Raw genomic sequence first — 17776 nt, 5'->3', positions numbered from 1 at the left:
ATGAACATGAGATCGAAAGAAGCTGTACACGCGGCGGCAGGTGCCCAAGTGCCCTCCGCCGACTATATCCCGTTCGGAACGCATATAGCGCCCAACATCATCAAGCTGAAAAAGTCCGGCGATTATATTGCGATCTGGCGACTGGAAGGAATCTCTTTCGAAACTGCGGATGTGGATTTCATCCATACGCGCAAGGATGGACTGAACAGCTTCTTGCTCGCCATGGGTGGTGGGCAGTATTCAATCTGGTCGCACAAGATCCGGCGCCGGGTACGCGAGCGTCTTGACGGCCACTACGAAGACGCTTTCGCGCGGGAATTCAACGACCGCTACAACGCGAGTTTCGATGCGCGCGATCCGCATACCGGCCAGCTGCTGCATAAGCAGATGGCGACTGAGCTGTACATTACGATGATCTTCCGTCCGGCGGCATCGCGCGGTGTGCAGCTGTTCAATAAGCTGACGGCGCGTTCAGCGGCCGACATCCTGGCGAGGGAAACCGAAAACCTCGATATCGTGGATGACATGGCGAAACAGGTAACGTCGAGCTTGCGCCGGTATGAGCCACAACGGCTCACGACCTTTACGCGCGACGGCACGGTGTTTTCCGAAATGGGCGCTTTCCTCGGCTTTTTGACGAATGGTGTATGGGAAGACGTGCCGATGCAGCGGGCCTCCATGGCGGAGTACCTGCCGACGTCGCGTCTCATGTTTGGCGACAAGAACGGGATGCTGGAAATATGGCACCCGTTGGAGCACAAATACGCCGGGTTTCTCGATTTCCAGGACTATCCTAAGTTCTCCGAACCCGGCATGAACAATGCCATTTTGTACGGTGACTACGAGTATATTGAAACGCAGAGTTTTTCGATTCTGAACAAGCGTGATGCAATGACGGCGCTGGAGCGCCAGAAAGGGCAGCTCCAATCGTCCGAAGACGTTTCGGACCGCGAGATCCATGAAATGGACGAGGCGATGGAGTCGTGCAACAGCGGCACCATCGCGATGGGTGAGTACCACTACACCTTGGCGGTCTTCGGCGATACGCTCGGCGACGTTGCAAAGAATATTCAGGAGGCCCGCACCGCATTGCAGGACGGCCCCGGTTTCAAAATGGCGGTCATCGATGCCATTCCCGAGTGCGCGTGGTTTGCGCAGTTGCCTGGCAACTGGGATCTGCGTCCGCGCGAAGCATCGATCACGAGCCTGAATTTCGCGAGCCTGAGCCCGTTTCATAATTTCGCGCGCGGCAAGCGTAACGGCAATCCGTGGGGTGAAGCGCTTGCCTTGATGCGCACACCGAGTGGACAGCCGTATTACCTGAACCACCATGTCTCGCCCGAGGATAAGGATTCCACCGACGAGAAAAAGCCGGGCAATACATCCGTGATCGGTACCACGGGCGTGGGCAAGACGACCCTGGTCATGGGGCTGATGCTGTTCGCGCTGAAATACAAGGGCTTGCGCGGCGTGTTTTTCGACAAGGACCGTGGCGCCGAAATCGGCATCCGGCGCCTGGGTGGAAAATACTATGCGCTGAAACGCGGCGAGCCTACCGGCTTTAACCCGTTCCAGCTGCCGCTGACCGAGACGAATATCGAATTCTGCGAGAAGCTGGTGCGCCTGCTGGCCGGACCGGCGTCGCAGGACGTCAGGTCGGCCGAAGATGCGGAAATCAGCCATGCGGTCCGGACCGTGATGAGCGACAAGGTGTCGTTCGAATTACGCCGGCTGTCGGGCGTGTGGCAGAACATGAAGGTGACCCAGGGCGGCAACAGCCTGCGCGACCGGCTCAAGAAATGGACCGGGAATAATCCGCGCGGCTGGGCGTTCGACAATCCGCGCGACACGCAGGATTTTAGTAACACCAGTATCCAGATCTATGGCTACGACTACACCGAATTCCTGGACGACGAGGAGCTGCGCACGCCAATGATGGCGTACCTGCTGCACGTTACCGAGTCGCTGATTACCGGCGATCCTTTCATCTATTGGATGGAAGAGTTCTGGAAGCCGCTGATGGACGAGTACTTCACGGATTTTGCGCTGAACAAGCAAAAGACGATCCGGAAGCAGAATGGATTGGGTGTGTTTCTGACGCAATCGCCGTCCGATGTCTTGCAGCACAGGATCGGCAAGACCATGGTCGAGCAGTCGGTCACCAAGATTTTCCTTCCAAATCCGGCAGCGGATTACAAGGATTATGTGGAAGGATTCAAGGTTACCGAGCAGGAGTTCAATATTATCAAGAACCTGGGCGAAGATAGCCGCTTGTTCCTGGTCAAGCAAGGCCACCGTTCAGCAGTGGTCAGGTTCGATCTGGGCGGGATGCCGGATATTCTCAATATCATTTCCGGTTCGACCGATAACGTCGAGCTGCTCGACCAGATCCGCGAGGAAGTGGGAGACGATCCCAAGGTCTGGGAACCGCTGTTCCATCAACGCATTGCAGCGCGTCGTGCGCAGATTAAAAACAAATGAGGAGTGTGACCATGTCGAAATCAAGACTGACCCTGGCGGTATCGTTTTTATCCATCTTCGCGTTGGGTGGGTGCGACAATAAAGGGGAAAATGATGGCAATACCGGAACGAAGAGCGCCATTGATACATTTGAATATAAGCACGATCCGAATAAGTACAAGAACAAAGCAGAAAAGGTGACGACGACACCAGCGGAAGCTGACACGCGATCGATTGGCAAGGCACTGCCGAAAAACGGGAATGCAGGCATCGAGAGCGCAATCGATACGTTCGAGTATAAACACGATCCCAACAAGTACAAAAACCCGCCATCGGCGGTTAAAGCGAATGCGTCTTCCGCAAAGTCGGCAACAGATTCGGCGGCCGGCGCGACGACAGCTTCATCGAAAAATGCCAAGGATTAAAATATGGGCATCGCAACGAAGCTAGAAGCGTCGATCGACGGTCTGGTAAAAACCTTTATAACCGATACGAGCCAGAACCTATCCGGCGTACTGGCACCACTGGCAGTTACCGGCGCGTGCATCTACCTTTTACTCATGGGGTACTCCATCATGCGGGGCGACGCTAAGGAGTCGGTCCAGACTGTCCTGTGGAAGTGTTTTCGGATAGCGTTGATATCGGGACTAGTATTCGGTGCCGGTGAATATCAGGGAATGGTTGTGGCCGCGGTGCAAGGCTTGCAGGACGGGCTTATCGAGGCAATTTCTGGTGAAGCGACCATGGGTAGCCTCATCGATAATATGATGATGCCGTTCGCAATACTTGGAAAGTCGCTTCTGGAATCGGCAATCACCGGCTATATTCCTGCGTGGGGTTATTTGGCGGCTTTCGTGCTCGTTTCTCTCGCCCAAGCCGCGTTGTTCGTCATCGGTATCGGCTACTATTTGCTGGCAAAGATTTCACTTGCGCTTGTATTGGGAGTTGGACCGATATTTATTTTATGCGCAATGTTTCCGGCAACGCAAAAATATACCGAGAACTGGATTGGCCAGGCGATGAATTATGTTCTCTTGAATGTTCTCGTGGCTGCCTGCATTGCAATGACGACCGGGTTTGTGAGTGACTATGCTGCAGATGTTACCCTTAAGAAAGATGAGGTTAATACCGTCTTTTCAGCAATGGCGTTGTTTATTGCTTGTGCCTCGCTCGCGGTCGTCATGCTTAATTTACCTCAGCTGGCCAGTGCTTTGGCGGGCGGCGCGAGCATCTCGGGCATTGGACGCGAAATTGCGAGTGCGGCCATGAGCGGCGGAAAATACATGGCGGGTAAAATGAAGGCGCCACCGCCACCACCACCACCACTACCACCAACGGGCGGGTCAATAGCTGGACAAGGCGGCGCAGGTGGCGGACAAGGGGGGGGCGCGCAACCGCTCTACCAAAGAGAAACCATAGAAAACATTCAAAATTCAGCCTAAGGAAATACACATGAAACGCATAATCATATCGGCTACATTTGCATCTCTGGGTCTGGCAAGCAGTGCCGCGCACGCAACCGGCGTACCCGTTGTCGACGTCGCCAATCTGGCCAATTCGGCTCAACAAGTACTGGCTTGGGCAGAGCAATATAAACAAATGGTATCGCAATATGAACAGATGAAAGAGCAGTACAAAGCCGTAACCGGAGACCGCGGTTTCGGCGGCATGGCGAAAGATAATTCGCCGTTCAAGGACATCGTTCCGATGGATATCGCTGATGTCTACGGCTCCGTCCTGGCCGGCGGGGGATTGACCGACAAAGCAGCGGAAATTCGCGGGGCATCTATGGAATACGATTGCCAGGAGCGCTCAGGAAAGGACCAGTCTACCTGCAAGGCGATGTTGGATACCAATGCGCAAACACAGGCGTATGAGGCCAAGGCACTGGACGTACTGAACAAACGCATGATTCAAATCAACACCCTTCGTGAAGGGATCAGTTCGGCAAAGGATCCAAAGGCCATTGCAGAACTGCAGGCCCGAATCGCAATCGAGGGCGCGCAAGTCACCAATGATAGCAACCGCATTGCGATTATGAACGCCATGGCTCAGACCCAGCAACGTGCGGCGCAACAGGTACTGAAGGAACGAGAAATGAAAAATATGTCGCGCACGAATAGCGCTATCGACACCTTCGTCTATACGCCGAAAAGTAAATAATCATCGATTCACATCAGGAAACTCAACGATGTCAAATAATGCACCAGTAAAAGCGGCTGACGAAGCCGCTTTTTATAAAGAAGCGGGCGGTTGGGAAGCTGACAGGCTGGCCATGCTTCATAAATCGGAACGGCGTGCCTGGCGCATTGCTGGCGGTGCATCGCTGCTCGCCTTGGCGGCAGTGATCGGTCTCTCCACGCTGGCACCGTTCCGAAGGACTGTCCCCTATCTCTTTGGTGTAGATAAAGCCACGGGTAACGTGGAGTACGTCGGGGCGGTGGATGATCGTGCGGTAACCGGATATCAGGAATTGCTCGATAAACACTGGGCGGCCAGATATGTGGTGGCCAGGGAGTCTTACAACTACAAGTTGCTGCAGTCCGACTACGACGCGGTATTGGGTTTGAGCGACGATAACGTTGGCAAGGATTTCGCCCGTTTGTACGAGGGACCGAACGCGCGCGACAAGAAATACGGTGCCAGCATGGAAATGAGAGTTGCAGTGATCAGCGTACAGCGATCACAAAACTCTGTGGGCACCGTGGCGGTCGTTCGCTTTAGCAAGACAACGAGGCGGGTTGAAGGTGATGTCGTAGATCCGCCGCAGTACTTTGTTGCCACTTTAGCTTATGAGTATAAGCCAAGCATGTTTGGTAAAGAGCAGGATCTTATTGCCAACCCCTTGGGCTATAAGGTGACAAGTTATCGTGCCGACTCTGAACTGGCTCCGGTTATTGTCCCGCCAGCCGGTGCGCCAGCCGGTGCGCCAGCTGCGGCTCCTGCTCCCGTACCTGCCGCTGAGTCGCCGGTAATCCCAACCCCAGCCGCTCCTCCAGCTCCTGTGGAACAGGTTCCGGCCGTGAATGCTACTGGCCAATAGAGAACTCGCATGAAAATCATAATAGCAATGCTGCTTGCGGCAGCTCAGTGTTCGGCCCTAGCCGCCGAGTTGCCTGCCCCTGGCCAACATGACCCGCGGGTGCGCTACATCACCTATAAAAAGGATGAAGTCACCGTTATCTATGCGCGGCGCGGTACGGTCACGCGGATTGTGCTGGGTGACGACGAGAAGATCATCAAGGATGGCGCGGCAACTGGCTTCCCCTCGGACTGCTCAAAAGCGGACCTGGAGTGGTGCGTGCGTGCCGATGTAGGCGCCAACCAGATCTGGCTCAAGCCGAAGGACAATGCGACCTATAACAACCTGGAATTAAAGACCGACAAGCGCGACTACAGTTTCGACTTGCGCTTGTTGAGCGACACGCCTACCGGGTCTGCGAAAAAGCTGGCAAACCGGCGCGGTCTGGAAAACGAGCCGATGTTCCGCGTGATTTTCCGCTATCCGATGCCTCTGCCGTCGATGGCCGCCATGCTCGCGATGGCCAATACGTCCGCAACGCCGGTGGTTAACGAGAAAGCGCAGTTGGAAGACCGGTTGGCGTTGGCGGCGGTAAAGCCGGCCAACTGGCGCTATTCGATGCAGGTGTTAAAGGGCTCCCAGGACATCGCTCCGGCGATGGTGTTCGACGACGGCCGCTTCACCTATTTCCGTTTTCCCGCCAATCGGGAAGTACCGACGATCTACCACGTTTCGCCGTCCGGCGAGGAATCGCGTATCAGCTACCACGTGGACGACAAGGATGATGAACTCGTTGTGGTCGAACGCATGGGCCGGCGCTTCGTGCTGCGCCTTGGCGAAGCAGTCGTCGGAATCTGGAACGACGCCTTCGATCCGAATGGTGTTCCTCCCCAAAATGGAACGACGGTTGACGGCGTTTCACGCGTCATTCGTGAAGGAAAGTAAAAAATGGCAGATAACGACGTAAACAGCAGTGCACCGACTCCGCCCGAGGCGAGGGGAATTGTGTCTGTAAACAGCCGCGGCGGTTCTTCCAGCGGCATCATGGGTAAAGTCATTTTTGTGATGGTCTTGCTCGCGGTTCTGGTGATTGGTAGTCTGATCGCTTTTAACAATTACAGGGCATCCCAAAAAGCAGCGGCAGGGCTGGCCGATCAAAACTCAAAAAACGAAAACAAGCCGGCATTGGTTGGGCAGCGTCGGAAGTTCGACACCGACCCGCCGCTGTTGCCTAGCGGCGCGGACACTCCGAAAAAAGCGACTGCCAGCTTGCCGATCATTCCTGGGCAGGGATGTGCAGATGGCAGCCCGGGCCAGATCCTGCTCGGCCCCGACGGCCAGCCCATGATGGCGCCAGCAGGCCAGCCCATGCGGGTGTGTGCGAATGGCCAGGTAGTTGTTCCGGGGCTCGCAGCACGGCCTGGCGAGGCACCGATCGGCGTTGTCGGGCAGGGCGGCGGACAAGTAGGCGGACCGCCACCTCCGAGCCGCTATGCGGGCGACGTTATCGTACCCGCAAGCAGCGGCGGCGGCGGCGGGGCATTGTCACCCAACGACCCCAACAATCCGTTCGTCAAGGCGGTCCTGGCTAACATGCAAGGGGGCGGGGCGCAAGGTGGAATGGGTCCGGCGAGATCGATGGGACCACCACTCTCGCCGCCAGCGCAAGAGCCCGTCGGTTCCCCGCCGAGCCAGCAAGGCGCGATCGGCAATTTGCTGCAGTCGTCGCAGACACCGACGATCAGTGCCGGCATGCTCGGCGACCGCAACATGATCCTGCCGAAAGGGCGCACGATCGACTGCAATTTGTCGACCCGCGTGATCAGTGAAGTGTCAGGGATGGCTACCTGCGTCTTCTCGTCGAACGTCTACAGCGACAATGGCCGCGTGGTGTTGGCGGAGCGCGGTTCGGAAGCGACCGGCGAGTATACGGCGCAAATGACGCAGGGGCAGCGCCGCCTCTTTATTCTGTGGACGCGAATCAAGACGCCGCGTGGGGTGACGGTGAACATCAATTCGCCGGCCTCGGATTCGCTCGGCACCTCGGGCGTTGACGGCTTTATCGAACACCGCTGGATGGAGCGCATTGGCGCAGCCTTCCTGCTGTCGCTGGTGCAGGACGCGATTTCCTATCAAACCGCGAAGGCGACCAGCGGCGGTGCCGCAGGTGGCGTGACCGTCATGGAGAAATCGACCCAGACCGGCAAATCCATCGCCGAGCGGGTACTGGAGAGCACCATCAACATCAAGCCGACCCTGTACAAGAACCAGGGCGACAGGGCCTCGATCTTCGTTGCACGCGATGTCGATTTCGGGAGCGTATATGCACTTCGAGCCAATTGATCTGCTCGCCAATGATGCGATGGTACGGGAGTTGTTCCGCCCCCTCGTTGATTTCCTGTCGATTCCGGGCGCCACCGAGATTGCCATCAACCGTCCCCACGAAGTATTCGTGGAGGCCGGTCCGGTGTGGAAGCGGTATGACGCCCCGTCGCTGACGTTCGAGCAATGCGTCTCGCTCGCGCACGCCGTGGCGTCGTACACCGAACAGCATATCGGGGCCAGCGCGCCCCTGCTGTCGGCGATGCTGCCCGGCGGGGAGCGGATCCAGATCATCTTCCCGCCAGCGGTCGAACGCGAGACGGTATCGATGACGATCCGTATTCCGGATTTTTCCACGCGCACCTTTGACGAGTACGAAAAGCAGGGTTTTTTCAGCAAATACCGGTGGCCGCGCCCGGTCGAACTGGAAGAACGGCGGCGTGATCTCAAGCAGGTTGACCTCAAGCTGATCGAGCATTTGGAAAACAACCGGCTCGGCGACTTTCTGCGCCTGGCGGTCAAGGCGAAGAAGAACATCGCCGTGGTCGGCGACACCGGTTCCGGCAAGACCACGTTCATGAAAGCGGTCTGCCAGTACATTCCGAAAGATGAGCGTTTGATCACCATCGAGGACGTGCGCGAACTGTTCCTGCCGCACCATGCGAACCGCGTGCACCTGCTCTATTCCAAGGGCGGGCAGGGCGCCGCCAAGGTGACGCCGGCCGATCTGATTGCCAGCAATATGCGGATGAAGCCGGACCGCGTCCTGCTGGCCGAGTTGCGCGGCGGCGAAGCGTTCGACTTCCTGAAACTGCTCACGACCGGCCACAGCGGCTCGATCACCAGCTTCCACGCAGAGTCGTGCGCGCTGGCGGCCGAGCGCTATGTCTTCATGTCCAAGGAACATGAGCAGGCGGCCATCTATGACGCGGCCGCGCTCAAGCGTCTGGTGGCGCTGACCATCGACATCATCATTCACGTCGAGGTCGAGAAGATCTACGACGACGCCGGCGAGCCGGTGCGCAAGGACCGCTACATTTCGGAAATCCATTACGACCCCGTCGCCAAGCTGGCTACCCAGTTCGGCGCCGCGCAACTGCATCACGCCTGAAAGCAAGCCATGAACGGAAAAAAGGGCGTCATTATCGGCGTCGTACTTGTGTATATCATCGTTGGTTTTTTTGCGGCCCAGTATGTTGCGGGCGGAGCTTATTTCGTCGTGAATAAGACGATGCCGGCAGATATCGCCATCGATACCTGGATGCGCTACTGGGAAGCCTATGGCGACGATCCCGTGCAGCGCAAGAAGCTGACGATGGCAGCCGGCATCGGCGGCATTCTGGTGTATCTGGTGCCACTGGTGGTGGTACTGCTGGCCACGCGCGGCCAATCGCGCTCGCTGCACGGCGACGCGCGCTGGGCATCGGCCCGTGAAATCAGAAAGGCAGGCCTGTTATGAGCGGCATCATCGTTGGCAAGTACGAGGGCCAGTACCTGATTTTCCCGGGCCAGCAATTCGTGCTGGTGGCGGCGCCTACCCGTTCGGGAAAAGGCGTGGCGATCGTGATTCCGAATTTGCTCAATTATGAGGATTCTGTCGTCGTGCTCGATCTGAAGATGGAAAACTACAGGCTCACTTCGCTGTTCCGTGAACGTAACGGACAAAAGGTATTCCTGTTCGCTCCGTTCGCCGAAGACTGCATCACGCACCGCTGGAACATGCTCGATACGGTCTCGCGCAGCCGCAATACGCGCGTTGGCGACGTGCTGGCCGTCGGCCAGTCCCTGTACCCGAGCGATTGCGACCCGAAAGACAAATTCTGGAACGATAACGCACGCAATCTGTTCCTGGCATTTGTGCTGTACCTGATGGAATCGCCCGAATTGCCTTGCACCTTCGGTGAAGTATTCCGCCAGTCGTCCGGCCGCGGTCGCCCGATCAAGGAGTACGTCGAAGGTATCATCAAGGAGCGCGAAGATGCCGGCAAGCCGCTCAGCGGCGAATGCCTGGACGCCTTCGGCCGCTTTCTGGCCGCGCCTGAAAACACCCTCGGCAATATTCTGTCGACCTTCAATGCGCCGCTGCTCATTTTTGCCAATCCGATGGTCGATGCGGCCACCAGCGCGTCCGATTTCGATATCAACCAGGTGCGCAAGCAGCGCATGTCGATCTATATCGGGATCCAGCCGGGCCAGCTGGCCGATGCGTCGCTGCTGATCAATATGTTCTTCTCGCAGCTGATCAATTTGAATACCAAGGAACTGCCCGAGGATAACCCGTCGCTGCGCTATGCCTGCCTTTGCGTGCTGGACGAATTCACCTCGATCGGCAAGGTCAACATCATCGCCAAGGCCAACTCCTTCATCGCCGGCTATAACGTGCGGCTGCTGACGATCGTGCAGAGTATCGCCCAGCTCGAAGGCGTGTACGGCGAACAGGATACGCGTACCCTGGTCACCAACCATGGCCTGCAGATCATGTATCCGCCGCGCGAGCAAAAAGATGCCAACGACTACAGCGAGATGCTCGGTTACTTTACCGAAAAAACGGTATCCAAAGGGAACAGCAATTCAGGCGGGTTCTCGGCCGGCAGCGTGACCCGGAGCGAGAACACGTCGGAAAACCGGCGCGCCTTGATGTTGCCGCAGGAATTGAAAGAAATGCCTCAGGATGAAGAATTCATCCTGATGGAAAACACGAAGCCGATCCGCTGTCACAAGGCCCGTTATTTCAACGACCATGTGTTTATCGACCGCCTGAAATCGGTCAGCCCGTCGCTCGCTGCGCTCGACGGTGTCGGTTGGCGCGCGTATGCGCGCAAGTTCGGCCTGCATTCGATGGCAAAAGTACTGCCTACCTCGTCCCAGCTCAAGCACGCGGCGTTTATTCGCAAGGAAATGAGTTCGGCGGTCCCCTTCGTCGACGTGGATTTGCACAAGGCAAAGATGGAAGGCCGGATGCGCCCGCTCGAAGAAGGTGAGCCGGTCGATGCCGCGACCTTGGCCATCAATGTCGCCGCCTTGCCCGCCATCGACAATCCGGCCGATCCCTCGCAAAAGCAGGTTGGGGCGCTGGTCGAGGCTTTCTTCTCGGAGCTGGAGTGGGGGGCGGAGGAACATGACGAGCCGGCGCCGGCCGTCGCCGAGGTATCAGGTGGATGGATCGAGAAGGGCCACAATGTCGCTTCCGTGGCGTTGCCTGCCATGGCCGGAGCCGACTCTGACGAGACGTAGCGCTGCCTGCCCGTCGCCGTCGATGGCGGTCGGCATGGCATTACTGTACTTCGTTGCTTGACCAATAAATGCACAAAGGAAAATTCGATATGTATGAAAGAATCATTGCACTGGCCGCTGTTGCCGCGCTAACCGCGTGCAGTTCCGCGCCCCAGCCAGTCATGCCTAACGGCAGGGACCGGACGCCGATCAACAGTCAGGTCAAGATCGAGGAATACCGCGCGCGCGTGGCCGAGGAAACGACCGACCGCAGGGAAAAGATTGCGCTGGCCAGGCAGGTGGAAGCACTGAGCCGCCAGCTCGCCGAGCTCAAGTTTTACATGATGGCGATGCAGGCCGATGCGCAAAATGGCCCCCCAAAAGCGCGGCCGGTATCCCACCAAGGCACGGTACCGGCCATCGCAACCCATAACGCCGAATCCGTCGATGTGCGCAAGCAGGCAATCGTTTTCCGGCTTGCCCACCGCTACGGCAAATCCGCCTTCAGTCCCACTGCCGGGTTTCAGGATTCCTTGCTCAAGGCCGCGCGCAGCAGCACACGCGTGGTGATCCGTGGCCGCACCGATTCCGGCGTCGAGGATGACGCCAACCGCCGGGTGGCGATGGGCCGCGCGGTGAAGGCGCGCGCCTTCTTGATCGAAAACGGCATTCCGGCCGCCAAGATTCAGATCAGCTATTTAGCCGCGGGCGGTTTTTTGGTTCCGAACGAAACGGAAGCCGGCAAGGCGCAGAACCGCCGTGTTGAGATCGAAACCGTTGATCTGGACACCACCGCGTTTGCAGCTCCAGAGTCGGCTCCACTGGGAGCGGCGCGATGACTGAGGTGGCCGGTGGTGGTGACCGCCAACAGGCGATACCATCCGGGCGGGATGCGGTTGAGCCTACGCGTCCGGCACGCGAGGATGCGCAGCGCCCGCAGTCCGCCGAGAAGGCAGTGGACCGCTCGGCCGAGGCTGCGCGTCCGGCACGCGAGGATGCGCAACGCCCGCAGCCGGCGGAGAAGGCCGCGGACCGATCGGACGAGGCTGCGCGTCCCGCACGCGAGGATGCGCAGCGCCCGCAGCCGGCGGAGAAGGCAGCGGACCGATTGGACGAGGCTGCGCGTTCGGCACGCGAGGATGCGCAGCGCCCGCAGCCGGCAGAGAAGGCAGCGGACCGATCAGACGAGGCGGCGCCACGTCCGCAGCCCGCCGAGAAAGCATTGGACGGTTTTGGCGAAGTGCGCAAACAATTCCTTGAGGAGGCAAAGAAATACTACTACCCCGACAAGAAGGACACCGTCGCTTTCGAAGACAAGGGATCGCGCTTGGAAACCAAGAACAACGATCCGGCGGTAGTAAAGTCGATGGTCGACATGGCGATGGACAAGAAGTGGACGACGCTTACTGTCTCAGGCGCTGACGAGTTCAAGCGTAGTGTTTGGCTTGAAGCGTCAACGCGCGGCATGCAAGTTGAGGGTTACAAGCCGACCGATGTGGACCTGGCGATGCTGAAGGAGCAACGGCACGAGCGCGGCATCAAGGAACCCGTTGCGGGCACTCGTGAAACTGCTGACCGCGACACGCGCAACAGCCGCGCCGATGCAGCGCCCGCCCCGACACCTGCAACCGAGCGGAGTCAGGCGGCGACGCCGCAAGCCGGCTCCCGCGATAAGCAGGGTTCCGATGAAAAGGAGCGTCCGCTGACGCCCAAGCAGCAACTCGCCATCGATGTGCTGACGAAGGTTATGAGCGAACGCGGCGACTCGGACAAGTCGGTGCAGATGGCCACCAAACTCGCGTCCGACATGCTCCGGACTCTCAGCAAGGAGACCGACAAGCCAGGACGCGGCGAGCCGGTGGTGAACCGTTACGACCGTGATGCCGACAAAAAAGCGCCCAAAGAGGCGCCGCAGCGGGAAGCCTCGCCAAGCCGGAGCCCCGAACGCCCACCGGAGCGCCAGGCGCCACGCCAGGCTGAACCGCAGCCTCAACGCCAGCCGGATCGGTCGAGATAAATCGGGCGTGTTTTTCCAGGTTCATCGTTATATCAGATTTAAATCACCTGCTTGTCATGAGCGAACGAAATGGCATTGTTGCCCCGCTACAGCCGGAAGCTGAAAGGAGTTTCAATATGAAGTACAAGAACGTCTATGCGTCGCTCGCGTTTGCCGTGGCAGGCTTCGCGTCCGTAGCGCCCGCGCAGGCACAACCACTTGAACTTACCGGCGACACCAAGGTGGCTTGTGAAGTTATCCTGTGCCTGTCCATGCCACGCGACCGTCCCCATGAGTGCCTCGATCCCTTGAAGCAATACTTCAGCATCAAAATGAAGAAATTGCACAAAACGCTCAAGGCGCGTGCCGATTTCCTGAAATTATGTCCGAAGGGTGAGGACGACTCCGACAAAATGGCCGAACAGTCATCAACCGACTTATCTCCAGACCCGGTCGAAGTACCGGCGTTGCCACCGTCCGTGCCGGGAGCTGCATCAGGTATTGTGTATACCCCGGATATGAAAGACGCCCTCAAAGCCGAAATCGCCAGGGTGACGCAGATTTGGCAAGAACATGGTGTGCATAGCAAGGCTGCGTACACTGTCGTGGAACAATGCGTAGCGGCGACTGGCCGTGTTCAGGATGGCTTTTGCAAGACAGAAATGGCCGACTTCGAACTCAAACGTGCTCCTACAGCGGCACTTCGCGACGAAGTCGATCGTTTAACAGCCATTCTTGCAACAATGTAATAAAAAGGGATGACGTGTTTCCTTTTGTAGATGTGAAACAGAGCCACGGTCAAGACGACCGCGGCTTCACGAATGGACTGACCTTATCGGTCGGATCGGCGGACCGGGCAAGTTGCCCGGTACCCGCAAGTACAACATCCATCAATTTCCTGCACCATCAAAGTCGACACAGTCAGCGCTCGATGCGGCTGCGTCGCTCGAAAATTGATCAACTATTCGGTTCGGAAGCGCTGTAAAACAGCGGTCTTAGATAAGCGCATGCAATCCGGCGTAACGGTAGCTCCCTACGCCGGATGCCTGGCCGGCTTTCGCGGCTGCCTTGCCGGTCATTTCTGCACCACCGCTCTGAAACTCGAGCGTGACCGGTTTGTTCTGAACAGACACGATCGGGAGGCCGCGTAGCGGATGCTCGACGAAAGATTTCTCCCCACCGCCTGAACCGCATGATAGCTGGTCACAGCCATCAAGGGTTCCGTATGCTTGCTGTCGGGTCCGGCGAATTTCAGTTCGGCGCCTTCGCCGCACTTGCGCGGGCCGCGCTGGTCGCCTGCGCCAGGCTGGACTCGACCGAACAGGCTCTCGCCTTGTCAACTTACTCCGGCGCCCCCCTTCGCGTAGATGCGATTTGTTGGCCCACTTTGCCCGCCGTTTCGGACATCGGAAGGTAAGGCCGACCTGGTGCTTTACAATTACCGCAGTGGCCTTCTCGACGCCACACGGTCCACTATGCGGAGAAGCACCGACTATCTTCGCCATCGACCGCCAGCACATCGACGAGCGCCTTGATGGCGCCGATGATGTACATGTTGCTAACACTGCGGCAATTTTTCCAGACTCGTAAGCTTTGCTGCCGAGCTGCCGAGCTGCCGAGCTGCCGCTTAGCGTTGCGGCTGAGCTGGTTTGTCAGGCGCCCTCTCGGTCACCTGTGCGCGGCCCTCCTGATACGCGATGGTGACCGGCTTGTTCGGCGCCGGCACGCTCGGCAGATCGCGCAGCTGGTGCACCACGACGGCTTTCTCGTTGACCGCCTGGACGGCGTGGTAGCCCGAGACGGCCGTCACAGGCCCGGTGTGCTTGCTGTCCGGCGTCGGGGTCTTCACTTCGATGCCCGCGCCGTGTTGCGAGCGGGCCACGCTGGTTGCCCGTTCCAGGCTTTGTTCGACCGAACGGGCCACTGCCTTGTCCACTTGCTCTTTTACCGCTGGCAACCCTTCGCGTACATGCAGGTCGTTGAAGTCGGATACCTTGCCCGGCGTCTTCGACTCGGGGAACGCGATGCCGACCTGGTGCTTGGCTGCGGCGGCGGTCGCCTTCTCGACGCCCACATTCTGCTGGGAGTGCTTGTCGTTGTCCGCCATGATATGCACGGGGTTGGTCGGATGGCGCGATTTCACCGAGTCGACCACGGCGTCGAGGTTGCGCGAATCGAAGGCCACGACCACCGGTTTGCCGGTGGCCTGGTGCAGCGAGGCGCCGGTCGCGTAACCTTCGGACACGAGCACATCGGCGCCCGGTTTGATCTCGCCGATGACGTGCATGTTGCCAGAGCGGCGGCCGCCTTTTTCAAACGTCTTGCCTTCATCCTCGCCGGGACGGATCGACTGCGCCGACCAGACCTTGCCGTCGATGTCGCGCACCGGAACGACGACCTTGTCGCCATCGAACTTGACGCCGTGCGCATCGATCTGCTTGCGCTCCAGGTAGGCATTGCCTTGCGCCGGAGGGGTGTCGGGAAGCCGTGCGAGTTTCTCGGCCGTCTTGGTGCTGACGTTGTTGTATTGTTCGGACAGCTCGGCTCCGCGCTGTTGCCGGGCGTTTTCTCCATGCGCTGTCAGCCGGCCTTGCTCCTTTTCCGATAACGGCACCCCGTTCATGCTCCAGTTTTGCTGGACGCCCGTGGCGAAGTTGGTGATGTGCCCGTGCGGCTTGCCGTCGAGATGGCCGGCATAGGCGCCATCACGGTTGTCCGCGGCGCGGCCGGCAACCGGCACGCGCTGCAGGGTGCCGTCCATGACAGGCGGCTCTTTCAATTCCAGGCCGGCCGCCTTGATCGCTTTGGCAAACTCGACTTTTCCATCCGTCGCCGGGGCCGGCACAGCGCCAGCGACGGAGTCGCGCGGTGGCTCTGGCTTGGCGGGTGCTGGCTCGGCTGCACGGTTAATGGCCTCGCGCGGTGGTTCGGACTTGGCCGGTGCCGGCTCGGGTGCACGGTTCGCGGCCTCGCGCGGTGGCTCGGATTTGGCCGGTGCGGGTTCGGGTGCACGGTTCGCGGCGTCACGCGGTGCCTCGGACTTGACTTGTGCCGGCTCAGGTGCCCGATCGGCAGTGGTGCGTGAAGTGGCGGCAGGATCGGGGCGTACCGGGACGCCTTCTTGCGCGCTTCTGGTCTCAGCCTTGTCTTGAGCAGCACCCGTCTGTGGTGCTGGCGTATCGGCGGATTTATCCTTGATCGGGTACTGTGCCCGCAGAACAGGGTCTACAGCTTCCCGAGTGGGAAGATCGATAACACCGCGCTCTTCCACTTTCTTGTATATTATTTTATGTTGGGTGGAGTCATGAATGACGCTGTGGTCTGGATCGGTGGAAATGTCGACCTTGCGGATCGCGTCATGGCCCAGCACCTTGTTGTAAAAGTTTGTCGCCAGATTGAAAGCGCGGTCCGACAGCGCCTTCAACTTGTATCCGCCGCCAACATCGCTATGCGCGCCCGGCACTGTTACCGCTACAAACCGGCCATCGTCGGACACGCCCTGTTCGATATTGTTTGTAACTGGAAAAGCACTGCGTTTCTCGTCGGCGGCATTGATCTGCATTCCGGTGACAACCGAGGGCGGGAGACGACGGTCATGGAGATTAGGCATACCTGTGCCGACCGGATCGTAGAGCACAACGGATTGTGGAATGCTGCCGGGCGCACGCAATGGCGGCTGAGCTTCCGGCTCAGGCAAACCGCTGTCCTTGCCCAGACCCTTATGTACTGCGCCTAACGCGCGAGAAATGCTACCTTCCTTAGGGATGGTGGCATCCATCTCTATCGATGCCGTTATTCCGCGGTCGTGCACCATCCGGGAGAACCCGGCGGCTTGCTCCGCGCCACGGCTAAAGCCAGTCGACATGAGGCTGATCTTAGCGTTCGGGTCCTCTTTCAGCCACTCGGCACATTGCGCTTGAAATGCTACATACATCTGCTCCATGCGCGCTTCGTAGGTATACCCGGTGGCGCCGTCGAGCGTGCGGGTAATGGGGTTTTTCTGCGTCCCCGGGCCCTCTAAATATTGACCTCGAATTGATGGATTTTCGTCGCTCAGACGCTGGACCTGCTCAGATAACATGCCGATATTGGTAGGATTGTCCGGGTCGTTAGCAAGACTATTGCCCGTACCGTCGAACATTGCTACAAAGATGCGCGCATGCGGGTCAGCGCTGTCATAGAGCTGGGGCACCTCTAGCTGGCTGATCTTTTCGTCGGCTTTGCCATATTGACCCAATTGCTCGGCGGTTGCACGAACGACATCGACTGTATCGATCGACCCGACCTTAGGTGTATTTCCGTATCCGTTATTCGCCATTACAACGTCCGGGAATAGACAAGCTTATATGTTTTGGCGTGGTCTGGTTCCCGGCTGGCCGGATCGAGAGGACGTACTAGCAAGGTGGCAGCGAAGTAAATGTTTATCGTTCGATCATCGAATTCAACAATGACAACCGGATTTCCCAGGAAGGGTTTTTGGGCGAAGACTCGCTCCGGAAATTCATAGCTAACACGGGGATCAGGAATTTCCTTTTTGAGGTCGACAGTGTGGCTTAACTCGGAACCGTCGCGCGCACGCCACGTCATTTCCATTGGCGAACCGAATTTAGTAAAGGAACCTAACAATACGCCAGGTACCTTGTTAATGTCACTCGGCAATTTGTCCCTGCCGGTCCACGTAAAGCAATTCCTTCCTACCAGATCACCATATTTCACCCTGGCATTAGTAACTCCGCCATAGCAAGCCAATCCAATGGTATGAT

At 58.3% G+C, this 17776-nt stretch carries 15 protein-coding genes; 13 read left to right on the top strand and 2 right to left on the bottom strand.

The window, feature by feature from the left end:
• From RBA40_RS20400 to RBA40_RS20340, 13 genes are all read left to right on the top strand, one after another.
• Positions 1–2481 carry a VirB4 family type IV secretion/conjugal transfer ATPase gene (locus tag RBA40_RS20400; protein WP_306649580.1) on the top strand — a complete coding sequence of 827 codons (2481 nt, stop codon included), beginning with the start codon at positions 1–3 and terminating at the stop codon, positions 2479–2481.
• A gap of 11 nt (positions 2482–2492) precedes the next feature.
• Complete coding sequence (locus RBA40_RS20395) at positions 2493–2885, top strand: hypothetical protein (protein WP_306649579.1); 393 nt, start codon at positions 2493–2495, stop codon at positions 2883–2885.
• Between the two features lie 3 nt (positions 2886–2888).
• A complete protein-coding gene (locus tag RBA40_RS20390) occupies positions 2889–3902 on the top strand; it encodes a TrbL/VirB6 family protein (RefSeq protein WP_306649578.1) in 1014 nt (337 codons plus the stop codon).
• Between the two features lie 10 nt (positions 3903–3912).
• Complete coding sequence (virB5, locus tag RBA40_RS20385) at positions 3913–4623, top strand: P-type DNA transfer protein VirB5 (protein ID WP_306649577.1); 711 nt, start codon at positions 3913–3915, stop codon at positions 4621–4623.
• A 28-nt stretch (positions 4624–4651) separates the two neighbouring features.
• Positions 4652–5503, top strand: coding sequence for a VirB8 family type IV secretion system protein (locus RBA40_RS20380; protein WP_306649576.1), 852 nt, complete (start codon positions 4652–4654; stop codon positions 5501–5503).
• Between the two features lie 9 nt (positions 5504–5512).
• Positions 5513–6427, top strand: a complete 915-nt coding sequence (locus tag RBA40_RS20375) for a TrbG/VirB9 family P-type conjugative transfer protein (RefSeq protein ID WP_306649575.1) — start codon at positions 5513–5515, stop codon at positions 6425–6427.
• Between the two features lie 3 nt (positions 6428–6430).
• Positions 6431–7825, top strand: a complete 1395-nt coding sequence (virB10, locus tag RBA40_RS20370) for a type IV secretion system protein VirB10 (protein WP_306649574.1) — start codon at positions 6431–6433, stop codon at positions 7823–7825.
• Positions 7806–8915 carry a P-type DNA transfer ATPase VirB11 gene (gene virB11 / locus RBA40_RS20365; protein WP_306649573.1) on the top strand — a complete coding sequence of 370 codons (1110 nt, stop codon included), beginning with the start codon at positions 7806–7808 and terminating at the stop codon, positions 8913–8915. The genes virB10 and virB11 overlap by 20 nt, the downstream gene beginning before the upstream one ends.
• A gap of 9 nt (positions 8916–8924) precedes the next feature.
• Positions 8925–9263, top strand: a complete 339-nt coding sequence (locus RBA40_RS20360; RefSeq protein ID WP_306649572.1) for a hypothetical protein — start codon at positions 8925–8927, stop codon at positions 9261–9263.
• A complete protein-coding gene (locus RBA40_RS20355) occupies positions 9260–11038 on the top strand; it encodes a type IV secretory system conjugative DNA transfer family protein (RefSeq protein ID WP_306649571.1) in 1779 nt (592 codons plus the stop codon). Before RBA40_RS20360 ends, RBA40_RS20355 begins: the two co-directional genes overlap by 4 nt.
• A gap of 68 nt (positions 11039–11106) precedes the next feature.
• Positions 11107–11856 (top strand): OmpA family protein, encoded by a 750-nt coding sequence (locus tag RBA40_RS20350; RefSeq protein WP_306649570.1) that lies wholly within the window; start codon positions 11107–11109, stop codon positions 11854–11856.
• Positions 11853–13034, top strand: a complete 1182-nt coding sequence (locus tag RBA40_RS20345; RefSeq protein ID WP_306649569.1) for an LPD7 domain-containing protein — start codon at positions 11853–11855, stop codon at positions 13032–13034. Before RBA40_RS20350 ends, RBA40_RS20345 begins: the two co-directional genes overlap by 4 nt.
• A gap of 116 nt (positions 13035–13150) precedes the next feature.
• Positions 13151–13762 (top strand): TrbM/KikA/MpfK family conjugal transfer protein, encoded by a 612-nt coding sequence (locus RBA40_RS20340; protein ID WP_306649568.1) that lies wholly within the window; start codon positions 13151–13153, stop codon positions 13760–13762.
• A gap of 878 nt (positions 13763–14640) precedes the next feature.
• Here RBA40_RS20340 and RBA40_RS20335 read toward each other — a convergent pair.
• The gene (locus RBA40_RS20335; RefSeq protein ID WP_306649567.1) at positions 14641–17331 is read right to left on the bottom strand and encodes a phospholipase effector Tle1 domain-containing protein; all 2691 of its coding nucleotides are present in this window, start codon (positions 17329–17331) and stop codon (positions 14641–14643) included.
• Positions 17331–17776: hypothetical protein (locus tag RBA40_RS20330; RefSeq protein ID WP_306649566.1), on the bottom strand; the 446-nt coding region annotated here is incomplete at its 5' end. The genes RBA40_RS20335 and RBA40_RS20330, both read right to left, overlap by 1 nt.

It is taken from the genome of Massilia pseudoviolaceinigra (assembly GCF_030846505.1).
Lineage (GTDB): Bacteria > Pseudomonadota > Gammaproteobacteria > Burkholderiales > Burkholderiaceae_D > Telluria_A > Telluria_A violaceinigra.
Note: the sequence above shows the minus strand (reverse complement) of the source record. Positions and strands in the feature narration are given on the sequence as shown.